The organism is Ruegeria sp. BA12 (assembly GCF_056539625.1).
Genome location: NZ_JBQFVF010000002.1, coordinates 281467 through 302383, shown reverse-complemented (window position 1 = coordinate 302383; position 20917 = coordinate 281467). Strand labels below are relative to the sequence as shown.

The following is a 20917-nucleotide window of genomic DNA, read 5'->3' as shown; positions in this document are numbered from 1 at the left end:
GTTACCGTGACTCGAGAGTTAACCATGTCGCGGGCGGAAACTATTGGGGGTTTCCCGTATTTTTTTCGATTTTTTGCTTATCCTGGGGCGATTAAGCCCAAACCTATCGCCCGGCCAATGGCCTGAGGCGTGGTTAACGCGCCCAGTTTTTCGCGGCCAGAGCGCATGTGAACCTCGACGGTTCGGTGGGAAATCGACAAAATATCACCAATATCTTGCTGCGATTTACCCTCAGCGACCCATTGAAGGATCTCTTTTTCGCGTGTCGAAAGGGCGGGCAGGTACAATGCTTTGGCCAGAACCCCGGACTGCATAACCGTATCATGCGCATGCACAGCGGCCATTTGCAGGTCGCCCATAACTTCTCTTTTGAGCGACTCCCATTCAGCATCTGAACAATCGCGGGTCACGCTTAGTATTCCGCATTCGCCGTAAGGGCCGCGGACAGGAACGGTTAAGCCACGCGGGGTAATGCCGAAGTCATGTGCATCGCGGAAAACGGCATTAAATTTTTCGTCGTGATTGAAACGGCCCCAATCGACCGGTGCAATGCTGAGAACCGACTGGTATATTGTTGGATCGAAATGGTGGTATCCATGGCTGCCGTAATGGATTTTCCATTCGTCAGGGTAATTCGCATACCCCTGAACGTCACCTTTCACAGGATTTAAAGTGGCATAAGACGCATAGTCAAAGCCGAGTTCCTCGCAGACCGAGTTGATTATGTCTGCGGTCGACTTTTCCTGTTGGTCGAGCGCGGCCAAGTCTATGAGTTTCACCTGTCCAACCTTTTACATAGCGCTTTCCACCCCCCGAAAGCGCACAGTCTGTCCGTATTCAAGCCTACGTTGCGTCAACCGAGGTATTAAGCGCAAGGGAATTGTTCATATCGCGCAGGCATAATGCGTACTTAGAGCAACAGAACTGCGTGAAGCTGGGGTATTTGGGTGGAATTCCGCCGATTCTGACGCGAATTGGCATCGGATGTTTACGTTCTTTGTACAAGTTGAGCGGGAATTCATTCGGGTACAAGCCCAGTTTCAACCAGCATTCCGCGGGCTTTGGCTTCGGGCCAATACCCTTTGGCGTACAGGAAGATTGCCCTTTGCTGATCGCCATCCGAAAGCAACCAGGCGCCGCGCAGATACTTTCCGGCAAATTCCAGATTGGCATCGGCGTCCAGCAGCCCCTGTGCATTTCCGCTGTAGCCCATAGAGCGTGCCGTCGCAGGAAGGATTTGCAACAGTCCATAATAAGGCCGGTTCACAGCCCACGGGCGATGAGTGCTTTCCCGGATCGCCAGCTTGTGTACAAGCTCGCGGGGGACTTCGTAGTGATCCGCCCACTTATTGATCGAGGCCCGTAACTCAGGCGTTTCGTTGGGGTAGAGAGGGGGATCGAATGCGTCTTGCGACACCGTCTCCGGCCCTCCGCAAGCAGCGAAGGGGATCATCAGCATCATGGCCAGAGCGCTGCGGCGCAGGTAAGCGGTCATCTGTGTACTCCGAATTTCAGGGCGCGATGATAGGAAACGAGTGCCCATCTGCAAGTGTAGGCTTGAGATGTGGCCGAAATTTGCCCGTTTTGCGTGTGCATGAAAAAAGGCCGCACAAATCGGTGCGGCCTTTTCGAAATTCGATTGAACCAGATCAGGCTTTGGCTTCGTCTTCTTCAGCCGGAGCTTCTTCGGCAACCAGCTCTTCATCTTCCGAAGCAGCGGAACCGATATCGTCGAACAGTTCGGCGATTTCGAATTCAGCAGCGGCTTCTTCTTCAGCAGCCAGTTCCTGGATCGATTTGCCCGACGCCTGCAGTTCGGCTTCTTCTTCCGAACGGGCGACGTTCATCTTGATTTCAACTTCGACCTCAGGATGCAGTTTGACTGCGAGCGAGTGCAGACCTAGTTCCTTGATCGGTGCGATCAGGGCAATCTGTTTCTTGTCGACGGTGAAACCAGCCTCGGTTGCTGCGTCTGCGGCGTCACGTGGGGTGACCGAACCGTACAGAGCGCCGGCATCCGATGCCGAGCGAATCACGATGAACTGCTGACCATCCAGCTTTTCAGCCAGTGCTTCAGCTTCTTTTTTGGTTTCCAGGTTGCGGGCCTCAAGCTGCGCTTTCTGGGCTTCGAACGAGGCGACGTTTGCCTCGGACGCGCTCAGCGCTTTGCCTTGAGGCAGCAGGAAGTTGCGGGCGTAGCCGGGCTTGACGTCAACGACGTCGCCCATCTGACCCAGTTTCGCAACGCGTTCCAGAAGGATAACTTGCATGTCAGTCTCTCCTTACTTCACGGCGTAGGGCAGCAGGGCGAGGAAGCGGGCGCGCTTGATAGCACGGGCCAGTTCACGCTGCTTTTTCGCCGAAACGGCGGTGATGCGGGAAGGTACGATCTTGCCACGCTCAGAGATGTAGCGCTGCAGCAGACGGGTGTCTTTATAGTCGATCTTCGGCGCGTTGTCGCCCGAGAACGGGCAGACCTTGCGGCGGCGGAAAAATGGTTTTGCGGCCATGGTTTATGTCCTTTCGTCAGGCGTTGATCAACGGCGCTCGCGGCGGCCTTCGCGCTCGTCGCGCTTCTGCATTTGGACCGAAGGGCCCTCGGCATGCTCGTCGACCTTGATGGTCAGAACGCGCATAACATCATCATGCAGGCGCATCAGGCGCTCCATTTCCTGAACGGCGCCAGCGGGGGCGTCGGTCTTCAGGAAGGAATAGTGACCCTTGCGGTTTTTGTTGATCTTGTAGGCCATTGTCTTAACGCCCCAGTACTCGCTTTCGACGACGTTACCGCCGTTGTCCGCCAGAACGGTGCCGAAATGTTCGACAAGGCTTTCTGCCTGCGCGTTGGACAGGTCCTGACGCGCGATCATTACATGCTCATACAGCGGCATGTGTACTCCTGTTTCTATCAAGGCGCATTTCATAGGCGGGGCCATTTTGTCCTTCGCGACCCTGCCACGAGAGGCTGCGCGATTCATAAGATTTGCGAAGGATGGCCTCATATACACGTTTGAGCGTGAGGGGCAAGCCCCGCCACAGACGCCTTGGCGGTGTCGTGCTATTAACATCCAATTAACATTGCGCTGCCCAATTCCTGACGCTTTTCGGCTCAAAGTTGTTTTTCATACCGGGGACTATCCGGAATTACCGGACCCAGAACGGCAACCTGAAAAACAGGGTGAGAGAGATGACCGCGATGAATACGAATGCATTCGAAGAGTCCGCAACCTCAGCGAACTATGAGAAATCTGTACCAGTTCTGATCACCTTTGCACCGAACTGGAAGGTTCGGATGGTACTGGCCCGCGTCCTGGGCGCCTTTCTGATCGTGATGGCGTTTTCCATGTGGTTGGTGGCCGGTTCCGCAATGGCCGCCGAAGTCTGGCCAATCAAGCTGGCTGCGTCACTTATGTTTCTGCTGGTCGGGGTTAGCCTGCTGACGATTCAGCTGCTGGATGCCCGCCCGGATGCTTATTTCGATCCGATCCGCCGCGAGGTTCGGGTTCTGCAAAAGAACGAAAACGGCCGCCCGCAGACCGTTCTGCGCCGCAGCTATGACACCTTGGGTGGTGCCCGCTTTGCCGACGATCAGGTCGAATTGTACGATGTCGATGGCAGCCTGCTGATGAAACTGCCGCTGCAATCGGCGGATGTCAGCCGAGCGCTCAAGGGGCAACTCAGTGGAAGCGTAACAATCTTCGCGTGAAATTTATTCTGTTCATCTAGGAACAGAAACTGTTAGAGAATAATACTTGTGTGCTGCCCTTGGGCAGCACATTTTCGTTATCGAGCAACCCATTCGGGTTGCATCCATAATTTTTCGGAGATTGTTATGAAATCCACCCTTCTTGCTGCTGCACTGGCCGTTTCGGCAACTTCGGCGTTTGCCAGCGCCGAGAAATACGTTTTGGACCCCAGCCACAGCCAGGTCGTCTTCAGCTATAACCACCTGGGTTATTCCACCACGACCGGCATGTTCTCGGGCTTCGAAGGCGAGATCATGTTTGACCAAGAAGACCCTGCGGCATCCAGCGTTTCTGTTTCGATGCCCGTGATTGAAATGATCACCGGTTGGAAGCCACGCGAAGATCACTTCATGACCGAAGATTTCTTTGGCGCCGCCGAAGGTGACCTGGTCACCTTTACTTCGACTGGTATCGAAGTCACCGGTGAAAACACGGCCAACATCACCGGCGATCTGACCATGAACGGCGTGACCAAGTCGGTCGTTCTGGATGCCAAGTTGAACCAGGTGTCCGAACACCCAATGGCGAAAAAGCCGTGGGCGGGTTTTGACGCGACCACCACGCTGGTACGCAGCGATTTCGATCTAGGTCAGTTTGCGCCTTTTGTCGGTGACGAAGTCGAAGTCCGGATCTCGGTAGAAGCAGTTAAGGCTGAATAAGTCGCACGCGATCTTCTGAACAAAACCGCCGAGGCACGTCGCCTCGGCGGTTTTTTTATTCGGCTCGTTGCGCGACCAGTTCCACAGAAACTGCAACCACAAAGGCCAGCGAGTCCTCGCCGGGCATGGACTTGCCAACATCAAAATCCAGCCGGTTCAATTCCAACACCCCGGACATCGCGGCGGTGTTGTCCTGAAGATCAAGTGTGAAAGGCAGCACCACATCCATAGTTTTGTCGCGGATGGTCAGCGGACCGCGGGCCTCGTACCCGGTGTCGGTCTTGTAGAGGTCGGCCTTGAACTGGGCGGTCGGGAATTGGGTGCTGTCAAAGAAATCGGCCCCCATGGCCTGATCCGTAACCGTTCCAAGGCTCAGCGAAGGGATCGCGATTGTGACGTCAACTGTACCGGCTAGGCCCGGCTCAGATGGGTCTTCAAAGGCAATTGCTGCGGTCCAATCGGCGAATGTGCCGGTCACTGGGCTGCCCAGTTGGGTGATGGTAATGGACAGTGTGCCTTCTTGCACCTGCCAGTCCGATTGCACCTCGGACAGTTCTGCGGTGTCGGTTGCGGCGGCGGAGTGATCCGAGAATACGCCCGTGGACCAACCACCCAACAGGACCGCACCCCAAATAGCCAGCGCAGCAACAGCGGGTAGGGCAGAGTGATGTTGGTCTGGGGGCTGAGGCACGTCTGAACGGCCGGGCAGCATACGGCGTAGAGTGCTGTCCTTGTCGACCACATGGTGCTTGAGGGCACCTGCGATATGCAGGATTAGTGATCCCGCCAGAACCAGAATGAACAGCCAGTGCAGGCCCGCCGTAACCTCGGCGACATAGGGTGACTTGGGTACGAAGGGCAGATTTTGCCCAAAGGGCCACAGGATCGGGGCGAAACCTTCCGCTGCGGCATGGTGCAGCCAGCCAGTCAGGGGAACCAGAACCAGCGAGGCATAGAGCATCCAGTGTACGACCTCGGCGGCGAAGGCTTCGGGTTTGTTGTCTGCGTTCAACAGGCCGGGCTTGGTCTGGGTCATCGCCCATAAGATGCGGGCCAGCGCGACAAAAAAGACGGTGACCCCGACTGTTTTATGGAGCGAGAACAACTGAACCGCCCGAACAAGGTCCTCTTCGGTGGTGGGGATGGACGGATCATAGATTGCGTGGGCCAGATTGTTGGCGAACCATCCCAGCGGCAGGGCGGTAAAGATCAGCAAGGCGGTCAACCAGTGAAAGGTCTTGGCCACACTGCCATAGCTGGAAAAGGTGTTGGTCGAGGGCATTGGTTGCTCCGTACTGGGGTGGCTGCGTTCAACCTAAAGCCATGGGATCAGGACTCAATAGCGGGATGCGCACATCAAAAGTGCCATAGTGCAGAGGTCAGGCAATGCTTGTGCCGCGTCCGCACTCGGTTTACACCCGCCCGCAACCTAACGTCATCCAAGAGGTCGCAATGACACGCGCATTCGTTTTTCCGGGGCAGGGTGCCCAAACTATCGGGATGGGCAAGGCTCTGGCCGAGGCTTATCCGGCTGCTCAGGCTGTGTTCGACGAGGTCGACGAGGCGCTGGGTGAAAAGCTGAGTAGCCTGATCTGGGAAGGTGATATAGCGGATCTGACGCTAACGCAGAACGCGCAGCCTGCGCTTATGGCGACGTCAATGGCGGTGATGCGCGCGCTGGATGCCGAAGGTGTTTCGGTTACTGACGCAGCATTTGTAGCCGGTCACTCGCTGGGTGAGTATTCCGCGCTGGCCGCTGCTGGAGCTTTGTCGGTTGCCGATACTGCCCGCCTGCTGCGCACTCGTGGTCAGGCCATGCAAAGCGCCGTGCCGGTAGGCGAAGGCGCAATGGCTGCCATTTTGGGTTTGGATTTGGACGCCGTCCGCGTCGTGGCCGAGGAAGCCGCGCAGGGCGAAGTCTGTCAGGCCGCAAATGACAATGATCCGACACAAGTCGTGGTTTCAGGCTCCAAAGCCGCCGTAGAGCGTGCTGCCGAGATCGCTAAGGAAAAAGGTGCCAAGCGCGCAGTGATGTTGCCGGTTAGCGCGCCGTTCCATTGCGCTCTGATGCAGCCTGCCGCAGACGTAATGGCAGAGGCGCTGTCAGAGGTTGAAATCAAGGCACCTGCTGTGCCGCTGGTGGCCAATGTGCGGGCCGAGGCAGTCTCGGACCCCGATCTGATCCGTCAATTGCTGGTCGAGCAGATCACGGGTTCGGTTCGGTGGCGTGAAAGCGTGCAATACATGGCGGCGCAAGGCGTGACCGAGACATGGGAGATTGGCGCAGGTAAAGCGCTGTCAGGTATGGTCCGCAAGATTGATCGGGCCATTGCGGGCAAGGCCGTCAGTACGCCGGAAGACGTGCAAAAGGTCATTCAGGCTGAATCGTAAGTTGAAAACGTCGCAACGGACGTACCAAGAGGGAAACCGAATGTTTGATTTGACAGGTAAGAACGCGCTGATCACCGGCGCTTCGGGTGGTATCGGGGGCGATATCGCACGCGCACTGCATGGCGCGGGTGCCACTGTGGGGTTGTCTGGTACGCGGGTCGAACCGCTGCAAGCACTGGCGGATGAGTTGGGTGAGCGCGCGCATGTATTGCCTTGCAACCTGAGCGACCCCGAAGCAGTTGCAGCGCTGCCGAAGCAAGCCGCCGACGCGATGGGATCCGTGGACGTTCTGGTGAATAACGCGGGCATCACGCGGGACAATCTGTTTATGCGGATGTCGGATGACGAATGGCAAAGCGTGATTGACGTGAACCTGACTGCCACAGCAAAGCTGTGCAAAGGCGTATTGCGCGGCATGATGAAAGCGCGTTGGGGTCGGATCATCAACATCTCGTCCGTGGTCGGCGCGACCGGCAATCCGGGTCAGGTCAATTATGCCGCGTCCAAGGCCGGTATGGTCGGTATGACCAAGTCGCTGGCCTATGAGGTCGCAAGCCGCGGAATCACGGCAAACGCAGTGGCCCCGGGATTCATCACAACTGCGATGACGGATAAGCTGACCGACGATCAGAAATCGGGAATTCTGGGTCAGGTTCCAGCTGGTCGTATGGGCGAGCCGTCAGAAATTGCTGCGGCAGTTCTGTACCTTGCAAGCCCTGAAGCGGGATATATCACAGGAACGACCTTGCATGTGAACGGCGGTATGGCCATGTTGTGAGCGCACACCGGGGCAGGCGCGAAAGCGTTTGCGTCGGGCGTTGTCTGTGCTATAGGCGGCGCATGTATGCGGGGGTCGGCCAGTGGGTCGGCCTTCTACTTTCCCGGCAATCGGGAAACCAAACCGCCCGGACCGGGCAAAATCAAGCCAGCCTGAGCGGGCAAGGGCAGAACCGGGCGCTACGCCCTGAAATGGAATGAGGAATAGACATGAGCGACGTCGCAGATCGCGTTAAAAAGATCGTTGTTGAGCACCTGGGTGTTGAAGAAGACAAAGTGGCAGAAAACGCTTCCTTCATCGACGATCTGGGCGCAGACAGCCTGGACACTGTTGAGCTGGTCATGGCCTTTGAAGAAGAGTTCGGCATCGAAATCCCCGATGACGCAGCCGAGACCATCCAGACCTTTGGCGACGCCGTCAAATTCATCTCTGAAGCGTCCTAAGCGTTTCAAATCCTTAAAAGCGGCGCTTCCGGGCAACGGAGGCGCCGTTTTTTATGCCCGAAACAAATTCACTCTTGCTTGACGCTTTTCCGCTAAGCACTGTCTGAACAGAGGCAATTTTTTCCGAGCGGGCAGGGCATGATACGATCCACCCCGACGATAAACACGGCACGCTTGATGCTTTGCGCCATGCGTCCCGAAGATTTTAACCGGTTCGCCGAGATCTGGCGCAACCCGTGCATCGTGCGGCATATCGGTGGCAAACCAAGGTCGCGTGGTGAGGCGTGGGATTCATTCCTGCGCAATGCCGGGCACTGGCAGATGGCCGGGTTCGGGCATTGGGCGGTTTTGCAGCAATCGAATCGCCAGATGATCGGTCAGGCTGGTTTTTTCTACGGCAACCGCTCGATGGGTGAAGATTTCGACAGTTACCCCGAAGCCGGATGGATTTTGGTACCCGAAGCGCAGGGGCAGGGTTTGGGCATAGAAGCGGCCCAAGCGGCGCATGATTGGTTCGACCGCATCATGCCTGGGCCCTTGGTTGCAATGGTAAATTCGGCCAATGCCGTCTCGCAGAAACTGGCTGAGAAGCTGGGATATGTGCCGATGCGCGAAGATAAGTACAACGGGTCTGAAGTTGTATTGCTGCGCCGGAATGGCCCCCCGAAACGCCATTAGTTATCAATCGCGGCAATGCCGCAAAATGTCCTCAGTTTGCCGAAACTGGTAAAATCCGGGATCGGTCCGGTGTGTATGGTACACTGGATTGACATGCGATTGAGCGAAGGAGCGGGCTCATGAGGATTTACCCTACTATGGAACTGCAGAACGGCCGGTGCGTGACGCTGGACAAGGGCCGTCTGGACAATGCCATGATCTGGCACGTGGACCCGGTTGAAACAGCGCGCAGTTGGTCGGCCGCCGGGGCCGAATGGATGCAGCTGACGGATTTCGACGCGATCGAAGGCCGTGACACCAATGCCGAACTGGTCGAGGAAATCATCCGCTCGGCTGAAATGCCGGTGCAATTGGCCGGTGGGATGCGCGCGCGCGAACATGTCGAACATTGGATCGACAAAGGGGCCGGGCGGGTCGTCATCGGTACCTTGGCTGCGCGCGACCCGATCTTGGTAAAGGAACTGGCCAAGTTTTATCCGGATCAGATCGTTCTGGCGGTTGATGTCTGGCAGGGCTTTGTCATGACCGAAGGTTGGCGCAGTCAAAGCGCCTTTACCCCCGAAGCCTTTATCGAAGCGTTCGCCGACACCCCGTTCGCGGGTATTGTGGTGACGGATATCGACAGTGACATGGAAGATGTCGAAGCGCAGTTGGGGCTGATCTCGGGACTTGCGGAAAAGTCCCGTACCCCCGTTATCGCCAGCGGTGTGGTGCGCACGGCGGACGATATCTCGCGCTTGGCCTATATCCACAACATATCGGGCGCGATTGTCGGGCGGGCGCTGTTCCGCAAATCGCTGAGCCTGGAAGATGCGCTGGAAGTTGCCAAAACCGCGCACGAGCCCGTGGCGCAGTTCCAGTAAAAGACAAGTCACCCGGAAATCGCCTTTTGCCCCGCGCGGGCAGAAGGCGGTTTTTCATTTCTGAACCCTTCCAAGGGTGACAGGCGGATTTTCTATCGGTTTTGGCGGGATGATGCCGGAAGGGATTGCGCCGTGGCTCTTGCCCCCGGCCCCCACGCCGGGGTATGAGCGGTTCTCAAATAGGAAGCAGGCAAGAGGCATTTCATGCGCAGAGTCGTTGTAACCGGTCTGGGATTGGTCACTCCGTTGGCCAGTGGGGTCGAGGAAAGCTGGTCACGGCTGCTGGACGGAGAATCCGGTGCGGGCCCGATCACGCAGTTCGATGCTGAGGCGAGCGGGGTCACCACGACCTATGCCTGCGAAGTGCCCCGTGGCGATGGTACGAACGGGACGTTCAATCCCGACGATTGGATGCCACCGAAAGAGCAGCGCAAGATCGAGGACTTTATCCTGTATTCCATCGCTGCGGCTGATATGGCCTGCCAGGATGCGAATTGGCTGCCTGAGAATGAAGAAGATCGCCTGCGCACTGGGGTTCTGATCGGCTCGGGTATCGGTGGGCTGGGTTCTATCGCGAACACGGCCAATCTGATCCGTGACAAGGGTCCGCGCCGCGTGTCGCCCTTCTTTATCCCTGGCGCGCTGATTAACTTGGCCTCGGGTCAGGTCTCGATCCGTCATGGGTTCAAAGGGCCGAACCATTCGGTTGTTACCGCCTGTTCGACCGGCGCACATGCCATTGGCGATGCCAGCCGTATCATCCGTGCCGGTGACGCGGATGTCATGGTTGCAGGTGGCGGTGAGGGTTGCATCTGTGAGATTGGCATTGCGGGCTTTAACGCGTGCAAGGCGCTGTCGACCAAGTATGCCGACGACCCTAAGAAAGCCAGCCGCCCTTATGACGTCGACCGCGACGGGTTCGTAATGGGTGAAGGCGCAGGCATTGTCGTGCTGGAAGAATACGAACATGCCAAGGCGCGCGGTGCGAAGATTTACGCCGAGGTTCTGGGCTATGGCATGTCCGGTGACGCCTATCACATCACCGCACCGTCCGAGGACGGCGACGGGGCAGAACGTTCCATGAAAGCCGCGCTGCGCAGTGCCGGGCTAGAGCCAAAGGATCTGGATTATATCAACGCGCATGGGACTTCGACCATGGCGGATACGATCGAGCTGGGCGCGGTGGAGCGTCTGTTGGGCGATCATGCGGGCAACGCAACCATGTCTTCGACCAAATCGGCCACGGGTCACTTGCTGGGCGCGGCTGGCGCGATCGAGGCGATCTTCTCGATCCTAGCGATCCGCGATCAGGTGGCTCCGCCGACGATAAACCTGGACAACCCGGCGGTTGAGACACCGATTGACCTGGCGCCGAATGCCAAACGCGAGCGTGAGATCAACGTGGCCTTGTCGAATTCGTTCGGGTTTGGCGGCACCAATGCCAGCGTGATCTTCGGAAAGGCCAGCTAAATGTGGCGGGCTTTGGCATCAAACGCGCTGACCATCCTGGTGGTCGGCCTGTTTTTGATCGGCGGTCTGATCCTTTGGGGGCAATCGCAGTACAAGGCCGAAGGCCCGCTGGACACCGCCATGTGCCTACAGGTGAAAAGCGGCTCGAACATGACTCGCGTCAGCCAGCAGCTTGCAGATGAGGGTGCCATCAGCAGCGCCATGATCTTCCGGATGGGTGCGGATTACACTGACAAGGCGCAGCAGCTGAAAGCGGGCAGTTTTCTGGTTCGCGAAGGCGCATCGATGGCGCAGATCATCGACGATATCACCAGCAGCGGTGCCAGCACCTGTGGATCCGAGATTGAATATCGCGTTGGTGTCACACGGGTACAAACCCGCGTGCGAGAGCTGAACCCGGCCACCTTGGAGTTTGTCGAAATTGCGAGTTTCGAGGCTGGTGAAGAGGAAGCCCCTGCTGAATACGTTGAAAAACGTCAGGACTCCGATACGCGGTATCGTGTTTCGGTGGCTGAGGGCGTGACCTCTTGGCAGGTGGTCGAGGCGCTTAAGGGCATTGACGCCCTGACCGGTGAGGTGTCCGAAATTCCGGCCGAGGGCATGTTGGCGCCCGACAGCTATGAGCTGGCCCCAGGTGATGACCGGGCCGCTGTGTTACAGGACATGCAGGCGAAGCAACAGTTGCGGATCAACGCGGTTTGGGAAAGCCGGCAGAACGATTTGCCGATTAGCAGCCCAGAGGAGATGTTGATCCTTGCCTCGATTATCGAGAAAGAGACCGGCGTTCCACATGAGCGCGGCCAAGTGGCCAGCGTCTTTGTCAACCGGCTTGAGAATGGCATGAAGCTGCAGACAGACCCGACTGTGATCTATGGTGTCACCAAGGGGCAAGGCGTGCTGGGTCGTGGTTTGCGTCGTAGTGAGTTGCGCCGTGCAACCCCTTGGAATACCTATGTGATTGACGGTTTGCCGCCCACACCAATCGCCAATCCCGGCCTCGCGAGCCTTGAGGCCGCGGTGGCGCCGGAGGATACAGACTATGTGTTCTTCGTTGCGGATGGTACTGGCGGGCACGCGTTTGCGGAAACTCTGGATGAGCACAACCGCAACGTCGCCAAATGGCGAGAAATAGAAGCTGAGAGAAACAGCTCGAGCAACTAAGAAAAGGGCCGCGTCGAAAAACGCGGCCCTTTCTTTTTCTTATGCAGCGGGACGTCTGCGGGGGCGGCGACGTTTTGACGACGCAGGTTTTGACGTCGAGTTCGCTCCGTGCGGTTTGCGCCCCCGGAACCCACCACGATTGCGCGGTTTTTTGGGCTCGGCGTATTCAGGCATGGTACCGCTGGCGACCGGAATTTCGATCTTCATCAGCTTTTGGATCTGCAATAGCTGGTCCAGCTCATCCGGTGCGCAGAAGGCAATGGCTTCGCCTTCACGACCGGCGCGGGCTGTGCGGCCAATGCGATGGACATAATTGTCTGGCACCTCGGGCAGGTCATAGTTGATCACATAGGCAACGCCGGGAATGTCGATGCCACGCGCGGCCACGTCGGTGGCAACCAGCACGTTGATCTCACCGGCGCGGAACGCCTTGATTGCGCGATCGCGCTGTCCTTGGCTTTTATTTCCGTGGATCGATGCCGCGTTGAAGCCATCGGCCACGAGACCTTTCATCAGCTTTTCAGCACCGTGTTTGGTGCGGGAGAAGACCAACGTCAGGGCGTCCATGTCAGCGGACAGAATTTCGCGCAGTTTTTGCGGCTTTTCGCCCCGGCTGAGGAAATGCACAGACTGCGTAATCTTGTCGGCTGCCTTGCCCGGGGGGGAAACCTGCACCCTCTGCGGGTTGGTCAGGTAGGATTGGCTAAGCTCCTCCATCTGTTTCGGCATTGTGGCCGAGAACAACATGGTTTGACGCGGTGTGCCCAGTGCAGGTGCGATTTTATGCAGGGCGTGGATAAAGCCCATGTCCAACATCTGGTCAGCTTCATCCAACACCAGATGACGCACTGAACTGAGGTCAACGGCACCGCGCTCCATCAGATCGATCAGGCGCCCCGGAGTGGCAACCAGAATATCGGTACCTCGCGACAGGAACGAGATCTGTTTGCCAATGGATTGTCCGCCAACCACAGTGGCCACGCGCAGTTTCGTCTTTTGCGTCAGATTGCGCAGGCTTTCCGCGATCTGGTTCACCAGTTCACGGGTGGGGGCGAGGATCAAAGCCTTCACCGTTTTCGCCGCAGGTTTGCCCGGTTGCGCCAGCAGATGATCAATCAGAGGCAAGCCAAAGGCCAAGGTCTTGCCGGTGCCAGTCTGGGCCAGCCCAAGAATATCATGCCCGTTCAGCGCCAGCGGAATGGCCTGGTTTTGGATCGGCGTAGGTTGGGTAAAATTGGCGCGTTTCAGCGCGTCGTTCAGGGCGGGCGCGAGGCCCAGCATGTCAAAGTCGAACAAATAACTATCCTTTGCAGCCCTCGGTATTAACCCAAAGGCAAGTCGTCACGGGCCGCATCTGCGACCGGCAGGGGTTGTACGAGACCTCGGGAAATGCAGGCGGTTCCTGCACCATCCGGTCGTCGCATCAAGAACCCTGCGTGATGGGGAACTATGGGTGGATCGGGCGCTGTGGGGCTGTTGATGGCCCGAATGCTCACGCGGCAGCGCTGTTTCATGGGCACATGCGGGTTGAGAGGTCGAATGTCAAGCTATCGGGCAGGGTTTTCTATGTCCTGTACGACGGTGTTGCTTGATTACTGACCCAACCCAACGGCCTGATGGATGGCAAAACCGGTTTTGACCGCGCGATAGGTCGGGAAGGGCATCCGCCCCGTGGTCTCAATTTCGCGCTGGATCCAGTCGTGATCCTCTAACTGATGCAATGAGGCGGATAAGGCACGATCGGTGATGGTGATCAGATCCGACCTGATCGCCGAAAAGCGATGCGGGGTGCCGGTTAGGGCCAGGATAGGAACGGTCCACGACTTTCGGAGAAGCTTGTGCGTGGCGTCATCCGGGGCAACCTGAATGATCGCGCTGGCGATACGGGCGGCTTGGGTGCCTGCGGGGGTGAGGCGAAACTCGGGGCGTAGGGGATGGCCATGGCCGGGGTTACGCTCGAGCAGTTCGAGTTGAACGAGGTGATCGAGACTGGCCGCGAAGGCCGTTCGACTGGCGCTGGTTGCGGCGAGTAAAGGGGCTTGTCGCCCAGAAACACCGGAATGCATCAGGGCCAGAATGTTCAGTGACCATGCGCGGGAGGTGAGCTTGACAAGTAGAGTTATGTCCATAAAGTATAGTAACTATATTTAAATATAAAGGAAAGTTCAATGCCGCATGTTTCGTTAAAAAACACGATCACGTTTGCGATTTCAGTCAGGGATCGTCACGCCAGTGCGGATTGGTATCGTGACATGCTTGGGTTCGAACTTGCCCATCACATCGATGAAGCCGGGTGGAGCGAAATGCGCACCAATGTGGACGGAGTGACATTGGGTCTGGGAGAACAGGCCGAGCCGTCACCGGGTAATTGCGTTCCGGTCTATGAAGTTGGTGATATTGCCACGGCGCGTGGTGCGCTGGAAGCTGCCGGGGTGGCGTTTGATGGCCCGACGGAAACGATCGAGGGGATGGTCAGCACGGCCACATTCTATGATCCGGATCGCAATGCGATGATGCTGGCGCAAGATTTGACGGGCGGTTAATCTTAACACAGCGTACGATTGTTGTTGCGTTCGATGTTGCGTAACACATTGACTTTGCGTACTTAATCACGTAGAAGTTATGTCATGCTAGAAGAGGTGGGCGACGGCCCCGGGGCGACCCGGTGGCCGTTTTTCGTTTCTCTCGTGCGGAGAAAACTCACGCATGAGGTCACAGGCAAACATGACTTTGATTACCCCGGAAGAGCGGATTTCTCAGACGGCTGACTTGTTGCAGTCCCTTGAAAGATCCATTCGCGATCTGCGCCAAACAGCGGAAGAACTGCGCCAGCAGATTGGTGCCGGGGAGGATGCAGACCTTGCCGGAGCAAGCAAGCAACTGGGGCAGCTAGAGGGGCTGATCCGAAGTTGTCAGAAAGTGGAGACAAGCTTTGTCGAACAACATCACAGACAAGCCGGAATTGCCCAAGGAGGGTATGCGCTCGACCTTGAGCGCGCTCGATTTGAAATCGGGTGCAGGTTGGCTCGCCTCCGCAGATGCTGCGGTTCGGGAGAGATTTCTGAGTGAGATCGGGGAGGGGGGGCTGTGTGCCCTCCCTTTCCTGTTTGAGTTTTGGGCGCTGCCGCATCAGTTGCCGCCCGAGGGTGATTGGCGATGCTGGGTGATCATGGGCGGACGTGGCGCGGGCAAGACACGGGCTGGATCCGAATGGGTGCGGTCGATGGTCGAGGGGGCGAAACCGCTGGATCGGGGTGAGGCCCGCCGTGTGGCTTTGGTTGGAGAGACCTTCGATCAGGTGCGCGATGTCATGATTTTTGGTGACAGCGGGATATTGCGATGTTCGCCCCCGGACAGGCGACCCAGTTGGAAGGCATCTGAACGCAAGTTGATCTGGCCCAATGGGGCCGAGGCTCAGGCATTTTCGGCAAATGATCCCGAAGGGTTGCGGGGACCCCAGTTCGATGCAGCTTGGGTGGATGAGCTGGCCAAATGGAAAAGGGCCGGGGAAACGTGGGATATGCTGCAATTTGCGCTGAGATTGGGTGAGCGGCCTCGGGTCTGTGTGACGACCACGCCGCGGAATGTGAAGGTTTTGAAAGAGTTGCTGGCGTCGCCTTCAACGGTGCAGACGCACGCGCCGACCGAGGCGAACCGGGCAAATCTGGCCGCATCGTTTCTGGACGAAGTGCGCGCGCGCTATGCAGGCACGCGGCTGGGGCGGCAGGAATTGGACGGGGTGCTGCTGTCGGATGCCGAGGGGGCTTTGTGGACGGGCTCGATGCTGGAGACGGCGCGCGGTGCGCAGGTGCCTGAATTGGATCGCATCGTGGTGGCGCTAGATCCGGCTGTGACGTCCGGTTCAGATGCGGATGCCTGTGGGATCGTGGTCGTGGGGGCTCAGCTACAGGGGCCACCCGAGGAGTGGCGGGCCTATGTGCTGGCCGACCGGACGGTGCAGCGCGTTGGCCCGGCAGGCTGGGCGCAGGCGGCGATTGACGCGATGGATGAGTTTGGGGCCGAACGGCTGGTGGCCGAGGTCAATCAGGGCGGGCAACTGGTGGAAGAGGTGGTGCGGCAGGTGGACCCTTTGGTCCCTTATCGCGCGGTGCGGGCGTCACGCGGCAAAGTGGCGCGAGCGGAGCCTGTGGCGGCGTTGTACGAGCAGGGGCGGGTGCGCCATGTGGCCGGGCTGGACGCGCTGGAGGAGCAGATGTGCCAGATGACCGCGCGCGGGTTCGAAGGGCAGGGCTCGCCCGACCGCGTCGACGCGCTGGTCTGGGCGCTGCATGAGTTGGTTGTAGGGCCAGCGGGGGCGTATCGGCGGCCTAGGGTGCGGAGTTTGTGAAAGTGCTGAAAAATTGTTTGATTCGGAGCGAACAATAGCTAGTGCTTTGGGTTGAATTCGTTATGTTCGCGATTCATTGAACAGAAGATTCAGCGAGCAGTCATTGGCAAATTCGAAAAACCCATTAGATACAGAGAGCGCAAATACCATCGCGAATGCAATCAGGGAGGCAGATTTTGCCCCTTGGCAACTAATTGTTTTGATTCTTGGTGTTATGGTGCTTTGGAATGCGCCCAAATTATACCGTATTCACCTAGAAAAATACGAGACACGTCGAAAATACGACCACCTTGACAAGACTGTAGACAATAAGATCAAAGTGGCGGAAGAGAAAAGAAGGGTCCGTGCGACAAGGGCCTCCTCGTCTGCCAAACCGAGGAAATGAACATGACTGGACTAATTTTTGCTCTCGTCGTTGCGGCGATCCTCACGCTTGTTTTGCACAAACGAAACGAGGCGCGCCTGCGTGCGCAACAAAATATGTCTGCCGCTGTTGATGAGATGCTGGCTAAATGGACTGCGTTGCACGATGCTAAAGAGCGGTTTGAGCAAGATGTACCGGATAAAGTAATGGAACTCGCCACTTGGATGGTAAAGAGTGCCGACAAGTCTGGTATCGAGTTTATACTCGCCACTGTTCTGGCTGATCGAAATGCAAATGGCGCAACGAGACGCCGATCTATATCAACTGAACTACGTGAGCCACTGGATGAAGTCTTTCTGGAACTCGTGCATGCGTGGTTTCAGTATGTGTCGAACAAGAATTTGTTAGCTCGCTTTTTGATCCGCAGTTCTTTGGGACGCCGTTTGGAGAAAGATGAGACGTACACGCCTTACAATGCACAGACGGTTCAAAGAGTAATCAAAAGCGAAGGGCGAGGACTAATAGGTGCTTTGGCTGCTTAGGAAAACTAAATAACTCGATACAAAGCCCCAGTTTCTGGGGCTTTTTTTGTGTGTTGCCCACCCGCCGTACGCCCTATTCCCGAGGCTTAAACTTCTTTCCGTCATAACTCCTTTCAACAAGCCGGGCAGAACGGCGGCAGAAAGGAGCACAGATGGTATTCGATTTCTTGCGTCGTGGAGCGGCTGAGGAAGCGCCCGAAGCAAAGGCAAGTGTAGCGGGGCCAGTGGTGGCGTGGCAGACCGGGGGGCGCGTGGCGTGGAGCCCTCGGGATGCGGTATCGCTGACGCGGACGGGGTTTTCGGGGAACCCGGTGGGGTTTCGCTCGGTCAAGCTGATTGCTGAGGCAGCGGCGGCATTACCACTGGTGTTGCAGGACCGTGAACAGCGCTATGAGACGCATCCGATGTTGACCCTCATGCGTCGTCCGAACGCAGCGCAGGGACGGGCCGAGTTGATGGAGACCGTGTTCGGTCAGCTACTTCTGTCCGGCAACGCCTATATCGAGGCGGTACAGGCCGAAGACGGGCTGCCGGTTGAACTACATGTGCTGCGCTCGGACCGGATGAGCGTGGTGCCGGGAGCGGATGGCTGGCCCAAGGCGTATGACTATAGCGTCGGTGGCAAGACGCATCGTTTTGCGGCTGAAGTCATCTGTCACATAAAGTCCTTTCACCCGCAGGATGACCACTATGGATTTTCGCCGATGCAGGCGGCGGCTATGGCGATTGATGTGCATAACAGCGCGTCTCGGTGGTCGAAATCGCTGTTGGACAATGCGGCGCGGCCTTCGGGGGCGCTGGTGTGGAAAGGCGATGGCCATGGGGTGATGGCCGAAGATCAGTTCCGGCGTTTGTCAGACGAGATTGAGCAGAACTATCGCGGGGCGCGCAATGCTGGCCGCCCAATGGTTCTGGAAGGGGGGCTGGATTGGAAGCCGATGGGCTTTTCCCCTTCGGACATGGAATTTCAAAAGACCAAGGAAGCCGCCGCCCGCGAGATCGCGCTGGCCTTTGGGGTCCCGCCAATGTTGTTGGGAATTCAGGGCGACGCGACCTATTCGAACTATCAGGAGGCCAACCGGGCGTTTTATCGCCTGACCGTTCTGCCCCTGGTGACGCGGGTGGCGGCAGCAGTGTCAGAGTGGCTCTCGGGCTTTTCTGGCGAGGATTTGATGCTGAAACCCGATCTGGATCAGGTGCCCGCGTTGGCTACCGAACGTGATGCGCAGTGGACCCGCGTCAGCCGTGCCGATTTCCTGACAGATGCCGAGAAGCGATCTTTGCTGGGGTTGCCGGCTCTGGCGGAGGATGCGGATGGCTGAAGGGTATCCGCCATTCGATTGCGCGCCGGGCTTGCGTCTGGCTGCGCATGAACGGGTGGCCGAGATTCAGCATGCGCACCTGTGCAAACGGTTGGATCAGATCGAAGAAATGATGGAGCGGTTAGAGCGCCGGTTGTGGCTGACGGTCTACGGTGTGGCCGCAGTGATCCTGGCACAGGCGTTTCAGTCGTTTTTGTCGGTAACACCATGAGTTCAGAGGCTTACGAGGAGTTGTTCATGGATTTGGAGCATAAGTTTGCGCGGTTCGGCTATGGGCTGTCTGTGTCCGAGGATGCAGTGATCGAAGGCTATGCCAGCCTGTTCGGTCAGGTCGATCAGGGCCGTGATGTGGTGCAAAAAGGCGCCTATCGTGCATCACTGGATGGGCTGGTGAAGGCTGGTCAGCGAGTTAAGATGCTGTGGCAGCACGACCCGGCGCAACCAATCGGCGTTTGGGACGAAGTGCGCGAAGACGATAAGGGCCTATGGGTCAAGGGGCGTCTGCTGGAAAGCACACAAAAGGGTCGTGAGGCGGCGGAGTTGATCCGGGCGGGTGCGATGGATGGTCTGTCGATTGGCTATCGCACTAAGCGCGCCGTGAAGAATGACAAGGGCCAGCGGGTCCTGACGGAACTGGAGCTTTGGGAGGTGTCGCTTGTGACTTTCCCGATGCTGCCCAGTGCGCGGGTGGCGGCAAAGGGGGCGACCCTGGATGCCGAAGAAACCCTGCGCAGTATTGCCGAGGTGTTCAACGACGCCCGGCAGGAGCTGGCGCGACCCTAGCGCGCCTCAAACCCACCCAAGAATGGAAGTGCTGATGAGCAAGACCGAGACCCCGGCCTTGACCGGAGAGGGTGCGCCCCTGGTTCAGGAGGTGAAGCAGGCGATGGCTGGCTTCGTGAATGAATTCAAGGGCCTGAAGGCTGAAGTGAAAACCAAACTGCAACAGACAGAAGAGCGACTGACTATGCTGGATCGTAAATCAACCATCGCGGCACGCCCGCATCTTGCTGCCTCGATCACCGAAGGCGCACCGCACCAAAAGGCTTTTGACGCTTATGTGCGTTCGGGTGACGATGACGGCCTGCGTGGGCTGGATATGGAGGCCAAGTCGCTGACCAGTGCGGTCAACAGCGATGGCGGTTACCTGGTTGATCCGCAAACCGCTGAGATCATCAAATCGGTGCTGAAATCCACCGCCTCGATCCGTTCGATTGCGTCGGTGGTGAATGTCGAAGCGAACTCGTTCGATGTGCTGATCGACCACACCGATGTGGGTGCGGGATGGGCGGATGAGGCCTCGACCGCGACCGAGACTGCGACTCCATCGATTGACCGCATCTCAATCGCGCTGCACGAGCTGAGCGCGCTGCCCAAGGCCTCGCAGCGCCTATTGGATGACAGCGCGTTTGACGTCGAAGGTTGGCTGGCCGGTCGTATCGCTGACAAGTTTGCCCGCGCCGAGGCGTCGGCGTTTATCAGAGGCGATGGTGTCGACAAGCCGAAGGGCATTCTGGACCACACAAAGGTCGATAATGACGTCTGGGCCTGGGGCAATATCGGCTATGTTCCCACCGGCATCGACGGTGGTGTCGAGGCGGATGCGATTGTCGATGTGGTCTATGCGCTGGGTGCCCAGTACCGCGTGAACGGCACCTTCGTGATGAACTCGAAGACCGCGGGTCTGATCCGCAAGCTGAAGGACAGCGATGGCCGCTTCCTGTGGTCCGACGGCCTGGCAGCGGGCGAGCCTGCGCGTCTGATGGGCTATCCGGTGCTGATCGCCGAGGACATGCCCGATGCGGCGTCCGACAGCTTCTCGATTGCCTTTGGTGACTTCCAGGCCGGTTACACCATTGCCGAACGTCCCGACCTGCGCGTCCTGCGCGACCCGTTCAGCGCCAAGCCGCATGTCCTGTTCTACGCAACCAAGCGCGTTGGCGGCGACGTGAGCGACTTTGCCGCGATCAAGCTGGTGAAATTCGGCACCGCCTAAGTGGTGGCGAATCCGGGGGGCGGGCAACTGGCCCTCCGGGCGGCGGGTACGGGCCGGGGTGAGATCCCTTGCGTTGTCTAGCTGCTCCCCTCCGTCCGAGCAACGTGGGGCGGCGCGTGCCCGTCAAATTCCTGAAGTGACGACCCCCGGAGGGGG

The 20917-nt window shown here is 57.9% G+C and carries 24 protein-coding genes; 16 read left to right on the top strand and 8 right to left on the bottom strand.

Annotation, left to right across the window (positions count from 1 at the left end; genetic code table 11):
- Positions 1-77: 77 nt before the first annotated feature.
- The 5 genes from ACR0B0_RS07030 to rpsF form a co-directional block, all read right to left on the bottom strand.
- A complete protein-coding gene (locus ACR0B0_RS07030) occupies positions 78-779 on the bottom strand; it encodes a helix-turn-helix transcriptional regulator (RefSeq protein WP_170349080.1) in 702 nt (233 codons plus the stop codon).
- Positions 780-1018: 239 nt separating this feature from the next.
- Complete coding sequence (locus tag ACR0B0_RS07025) at positions 1019-1459, bottom strand: lytic transglycosylase domain-containing protein (RefSeq protein WP_170349429.1); 441 nt, start codon at positions 1457-1459, stop codon at positions 1019-1021.
- 190 nt (positions 1460-1649) lie between these two features.
- Entirely contained in the window at positions 1650-2270 is a 621-nt protein-coding gene (gene rplI / locus ACR0B0_RS07020) for a 50S ribosomal protein L9 (RefSeq protein ID WP_170349079.1), read from the bottom strand.
- Between the two features lie 12 nt (positions 2271-2282).
- Entirely contained in the window at positions 2283-2510 is a 228-nt protein-coding gene (gene rpsR, locus ACR0B0_RS07015; RefSeq protein ID WP_005982441.1) for a 30S ribosomal protein S18, read from the bottom strand.
- A 27-nt stretch (positions 2511-2537) separates the two neighbouring features.
- On the bottom strand, positions 2538-2891 hold the full coding sequence (rpsF, locus tag ACR0B0_RS07010; protein WP_170349078.1) for a 30S ribosomal protein S6: 354 nt from the start codon (positions 2889-2891) through the stop codon (positions 2538-2540).
- Between the two features lie 296 nt (positions 2892-3187).
- Between rpsF and ACR0B0_RS07005 the strand changes: the two genes are divergently transcribed.
- Positions 3188-3706 carry a hypothetical protein gene (locus ACR0B0_RS07005; protein WP_170349077.1) on the top strand — a complete coding sequence of 173 codons (519 nt, stop codon included), beginning with the start codon at positions 3188-3190 and terminating at the stop codon, positions 3704-3706.
- A gap of 126 nt (positions 3707-3832) precedes the next feature.
- A complete protein-coding gene (locus ACR0B0_RS07000) occupies positions 3833-4405 on the top strand; it encodes a YceI family protein (protein ID WP_170349076.1) in 573 nt (190 codons plus the stop codon).
- Positions 4406-4460: 55 nt separating this feature from the next.
- On the opposite strand, the gene ACR0B0_RS06995 is transcribed toward ACR0B0_RS07000, so the two are convergent.
- Entirely contained in the window at positions 4461-5687 is a 1227-nt protein-coding gene (locus ACR0B0_RS06995; protein ID WP_170359013.1) for a cytochrome b/b6 domain-containing protein, read from the bottom strand.
- A gap of 170 nt (positions 5688-5857) precedes the next feature.
- Here ACR0B0_RS06995 and fabD point away from each other — a divergent pair, with 170 nt between their 5' ends.
- The 7 genes from fabD (at position 5858) to mltG (ending at position 12189) form a co-directional block, all read left to right on the top strand.
- Positions 5858-6796 carry an ACP S-malonyltransferase gene (fabD, locus tag ACR0B0_RS06990; RefSeq protein ID WP_480647042.1) on the top strand — a complete coding sequence of 313 codons (939 nt, stop codon included), beginning with the start codon at positions 5858-5860 and terminating at the stop codon, positions 6794-6796.
- Between the two features lie 40 nt (positions 6797-6836).
- On the top strand, positions 6837-7574 hold the full coding sequence (gene fabG, locus ACR0B0_RS06985; RefSeq protein ID WP_170359008.1) for a 3-oxoacyl-[acyl-carrier-protein] reductase: 738 nt from the start codon (positions 6837-6839) through the stop codon (positions 7572-7574).
- Positions 7575-7783: 209 nt separating this feature from the next.
- Positions 7784-8017: an acyl carrier protein gene (locus tag ACR0B0_RS06980; protein ID WP_008756330.1), complete on the top strand. Its 234-nt coding sequence runs from the start codon at positions 7784-7786 to the stop codon at positions 8015-8017.
- Between the two features lie 138 nt (positions 8018-8155).
- The gene (locus ACR0B0_RS06975; RefSeq protein ID WP_170349072.1) at positions 8156-8695 is read left to right on the top strand and encodes a GNAT family N-acetyltransferase; all 540 of its coding nucleotides are present in this window, start codon (positions 8156-8158) and stop codon (positions 8693-8695) included.
- Between the two features lie 119 nt (positions 8696-8814).
- Entirely contained in the window at positions 8815-9558 is a 744-nt protein-coding gene (locus ACR0B0_RS06970) for a 1-(5-phosphoribosyl)-5-[(5-phosphoribosylamino)methylideneamino]imidazole-4-carboxamide isomerase (RefSeq protein ID WP_170349071.1), read from the top strand.
- 204 nt (positions 9559-9762) lie between these two features.
- On the top strand, positions 9763-11028 hold the full coding sequence (gene fabF, locus ACR0B0_RS06965; RefSeq protein WP_170349070.1) for a beta-ketoacyl-ACP synthase II: 1266 nt from the start codon (positions 9763-9765) through the stop codon (positions 11026-11028).
- Complete coding sequence (mltG, locus tag ACR0B0_RS06960; RefSeq protein WP_480647040.1) at positions 11029-12189, top strand: endolytic transglycosylase MltG; 1161 nt, start codon at positions 11029-11031, stop codon at positions 12187-12189.
- 39 nt (positions 12190-12228) lie between these two features.
- Here mltG and ACR0B0_RS06955 read toward each other — a convergent pair whose 3' ends face one another.
- Both ACR0B0_RS06955 and ACR0B0_RS06950 read right to left on the bottom strand, forming a co-directional pair.
- Complete coding sequence (locus ACR0B0_RS06955) at positions 12229-13485, bottom strand: DEAD/DEAH box helicase (protein ID WP_480647038.1); 1257 nt, start codon at positions 13483-13485, stop codon at positions 12229-12231.
- 296 nt (positions 13486-13781) lie between these two features.
- Positions 13782-14318 carry a winged helix-turn-helix transcriptional regulator gene (locus ACR0B0_RS06950; RefSeq protein ID WP_480647036.1) on the bottom strand — a complete coding sequence of 179 codons (537 nt, stop codon included), beginning with the start codon at positions 14316-14318 and terminating at the stop codon, positions 13782-13784.
- Positions 14319-14357: 39 nt separating this feature from the next.
- Here ACR0B0_RS06950 and ACR0B0_RS06945 point away from each other — a divergent pair, with 39 nt between their 5' ends.
- The 7 genes from ACR0B0_RS06945 to ACR0B0_RS06915 all read left to right on the top strand — a co-directional run bounded on the left by ACR0B0_RS06945 (position 14358) and on the right by ACR0B0_RS06915 (position 20761).
- Positions 14358-14732 (top strand): VOC family protein, encoded by a 375-nt coding sequence (locus tag ACR0B0_RS06945; RefSeq protein WP_170349066.1) that lies wholly within the window; start codon positions 14358-14360, stop codon positions 14730-14732.
- A gap of 434 nt (positions 14733-15166) precedes the next feature.
- Positions 15167-16537, top strand: a complete 1371-nt coding sequence (locus ACR0B0_RS06940; RefSeq protein ID WP_480647207.1) for a DNA-packaging protein — start codon at positions 15167-15169, stop codon at positions 16535-16537.
- Positions 16538-16924: 387 nt separating this feature from the next.
- A complete protein-coding gene (locus ACR0B0_RS06935) occupies positions 16925-17443 on the top strand; it encodes a hypothetical protein (protein ID WP_480647034.1) in 519 nt (172 codons plus the stop codon).
- A 152-nt stretch (positions 17444-17595) separates the two neighbouring features.
- Positions 17596-18765, top strand: coding sequence for a phage portal protein (locus tag ACR0B0_RS06930; RefSeq protein ID WP_480647032.1), 1170 nt, complete (start codon positions 17596-17598; stop codon positions 18763-18765).
- Positions 18758-18976: a GTA head formation protein, RCAP_rcc01685 family gene (locus ACR0B0_RS06925; RefSeq protein WP_058280601.1), complete on the top strand. Its 219-nt coding sequence runs from the start codon at positions 18758-18760 to the stop codon at positions 18974-18976. The genes ACR0B0_RS06930 and ACR0B0_RS06925 overlap by 8 nt, the downstream gene beginning before the upstream one ends.
- 26 nt (positions 18977-19002) lie before the next feature.
- A complete protein-coding gene (locus ACR0B0_RS06920) occupies positions 19003-19548 on the top strand; it encodes an HK97 family phage prohead protease (protein ID WP_170349062.1) in 546 nt (181 codons plus the stop codon).
- A 34-nt stretch (positions 19549-19582) separates the two neighbouring features.
- Complete coding sequence (locus ACR0B0_RS06915; RefSeq protein ID WP_480647030.1) at positions 19583-20761, top strand: phage major capsid protein; 1179 nt, start codon at positions 19583-19585, stop codon at positions 20759-20761.
- Positions 20762-20917: the final 156 nt, after the last annotated feature.

Excerpts from the sequence above, each read along its gene's own strand:
- ACR0B0_RS07025 (WP_170349429.1), bottom strand. The coding sequence starts at position 1,459 with ATGCTGATGATCCCCTTCGCTGCTTGCGGAGGGCCGGAGACGGTGTCG.
- rplI (WP_170349079.1), bottom strand. The coding sequence starts at position 2,270 with ATGCAAGTTATCCTTCTGGAACGCGTTGCGAAACTGGGTCAGATGGGC.
- rpsR (WP_005982441.1), bottom strand. The coding sequence starts at position 2,510 with ATGGCCGCAAAACCATTTTTCCGCCGCCGCAAGGTCTGCCCGTTCTCG.
- rpsF (WP_170349078.1), bottom strand. The coding sequence starts at position 2,891 with ATGCCGCTGTATGAGCATGTAATGATCGCGCGTCAGGACCTGTCCAAC.
- ACR0B0_RS07005 (WP_170349077.1), top strand. The coding sequence starts at position 3,188 with ATGACCGCGATGAATACGAATGCATTCGAAGAGTCCGCAACCTCAGCG.
- ACR0B0_RS07000 (WP_170349076.1), top strand. The coding sequence starts at position 3,833 with ATGAAATCCACCCTTCTTGCTGCTGCACTGGCCGTTTCGGCAACTTCG.
- ACR0B0_RS06995 (WP_170359013.1), bottom strand. The coding sequence starts at position 5,687 with ATGCCCTCGACCAACACCTTTTCCAGCTATGGCAGTGTGGCCAAGACC.
- fabD (WP_480647042.1), top strand. The coding sequence starts at position 5,858 with ATGACACGCGCATTCGTTTTTCCGGGGCAGGGTGCCCAAACTATCGGG.
- fabG (WP_170359008.1), top strand. The coding sequence starts at position 6,837 with ATGTTTGATTTGACAGGTAAGAACGCGCTGATCACCGGCGCTTCGGGT.
- ACR0B0_RS06980 (WP_008756330.1), top strand. The coding sequence starts at position 7,784 with ATGAGCGACGTCGCAGATCGCGTTAAAAAGATCGTTGTTGAGCACCTG.
- ACR0B0_RS06975 (WP_170349072.1), top strand. The coding sequence starts at position 8,156 with ATGATACGATCCACCCCGACGATAAACACGGCACGCTTGATGCTTTGC.
- ACR0B0_RS06970 (WP_170349071.1), top strand. The coding sequence starts at position 8,815 with ATGAGGATTTACCCTACTATGGAACTGCAGAACGGCCGGTGCGTGACG.
- fabF (WP_170349070.1), top strand. The coding sequence starts at position 9,763 with ATGCGCAGAGTCGTTGTAACCGGTCTGGGATTGGTCACTCCGTTGGCC.
- mltG (WP_480647040.1), top strand. The coding sequence starts at position 11,029 with ATGTGGCGGGCTTTGGCATCAAACGCGCTGACCATCCTGGTGGTCGGC.
- ACR0B0_RS06950 (WP_480647036.1), bottom strand. The coding sequence starts at position 14,318 with ATGGACATAACTCTACTTGTCAAGCTCACCTCCCGCGCATGGTCACTG.
- ACR0B0_RS06945 (WP_170349066.1), top strand. The coding sequence starts at position 14,358 with ATGCCGCATGTTTCGTTAAAAAACACGATCACGTTTGCGATTTCAGTC.
- ACR0B0_RS06940 (WP_480647207.1), top strand. The coding sequence starts at position 15,167 with ATGCGCTCGACCTTGAGCGCGCTCGATTTGAAATCGGGTGCAGGTTGG.
- ACR0B0_RS06935 (WP_480647034.1), top strand. The coding sequence starts at position 16,925 with ATGACTGGACTAATTTTTGCTCTCGTCGTTGCGGCGATCCTCACGCTT.
- ACR0B0_RS06930 (WP_480647032.1), top strand. The coding sequence starts at position 17,596 with ATGGTATTCGATTTCTTGCGTCGTGGAGCGGCTGAGGAAGCGCCCGAA.
- ACR0B0_RS06925 (WP_058280601.1), top strand. The coding sequence starts at position 18,758 with ATGGCTGAAGGGTATCCGCCATTCGATTGCGCGCCGGGCTTGCGTCTG.
- ACR0B0_RS06920 (WP_170349062.1), top strand. The coding sequence starts at position 19,003 with ATGGATTTGGAGCATAAGTTTGCGCGGTTCGGCTATGGGCTGTCTGTG.
- ACR0B0_RS06915 (WP_480647030.1), top strand. The coding sequence starts at position 19,583 with ATGAGCAAGACCGAGACCCCGGCCTTGACCGGAGAGGGTGCGCCCCTG.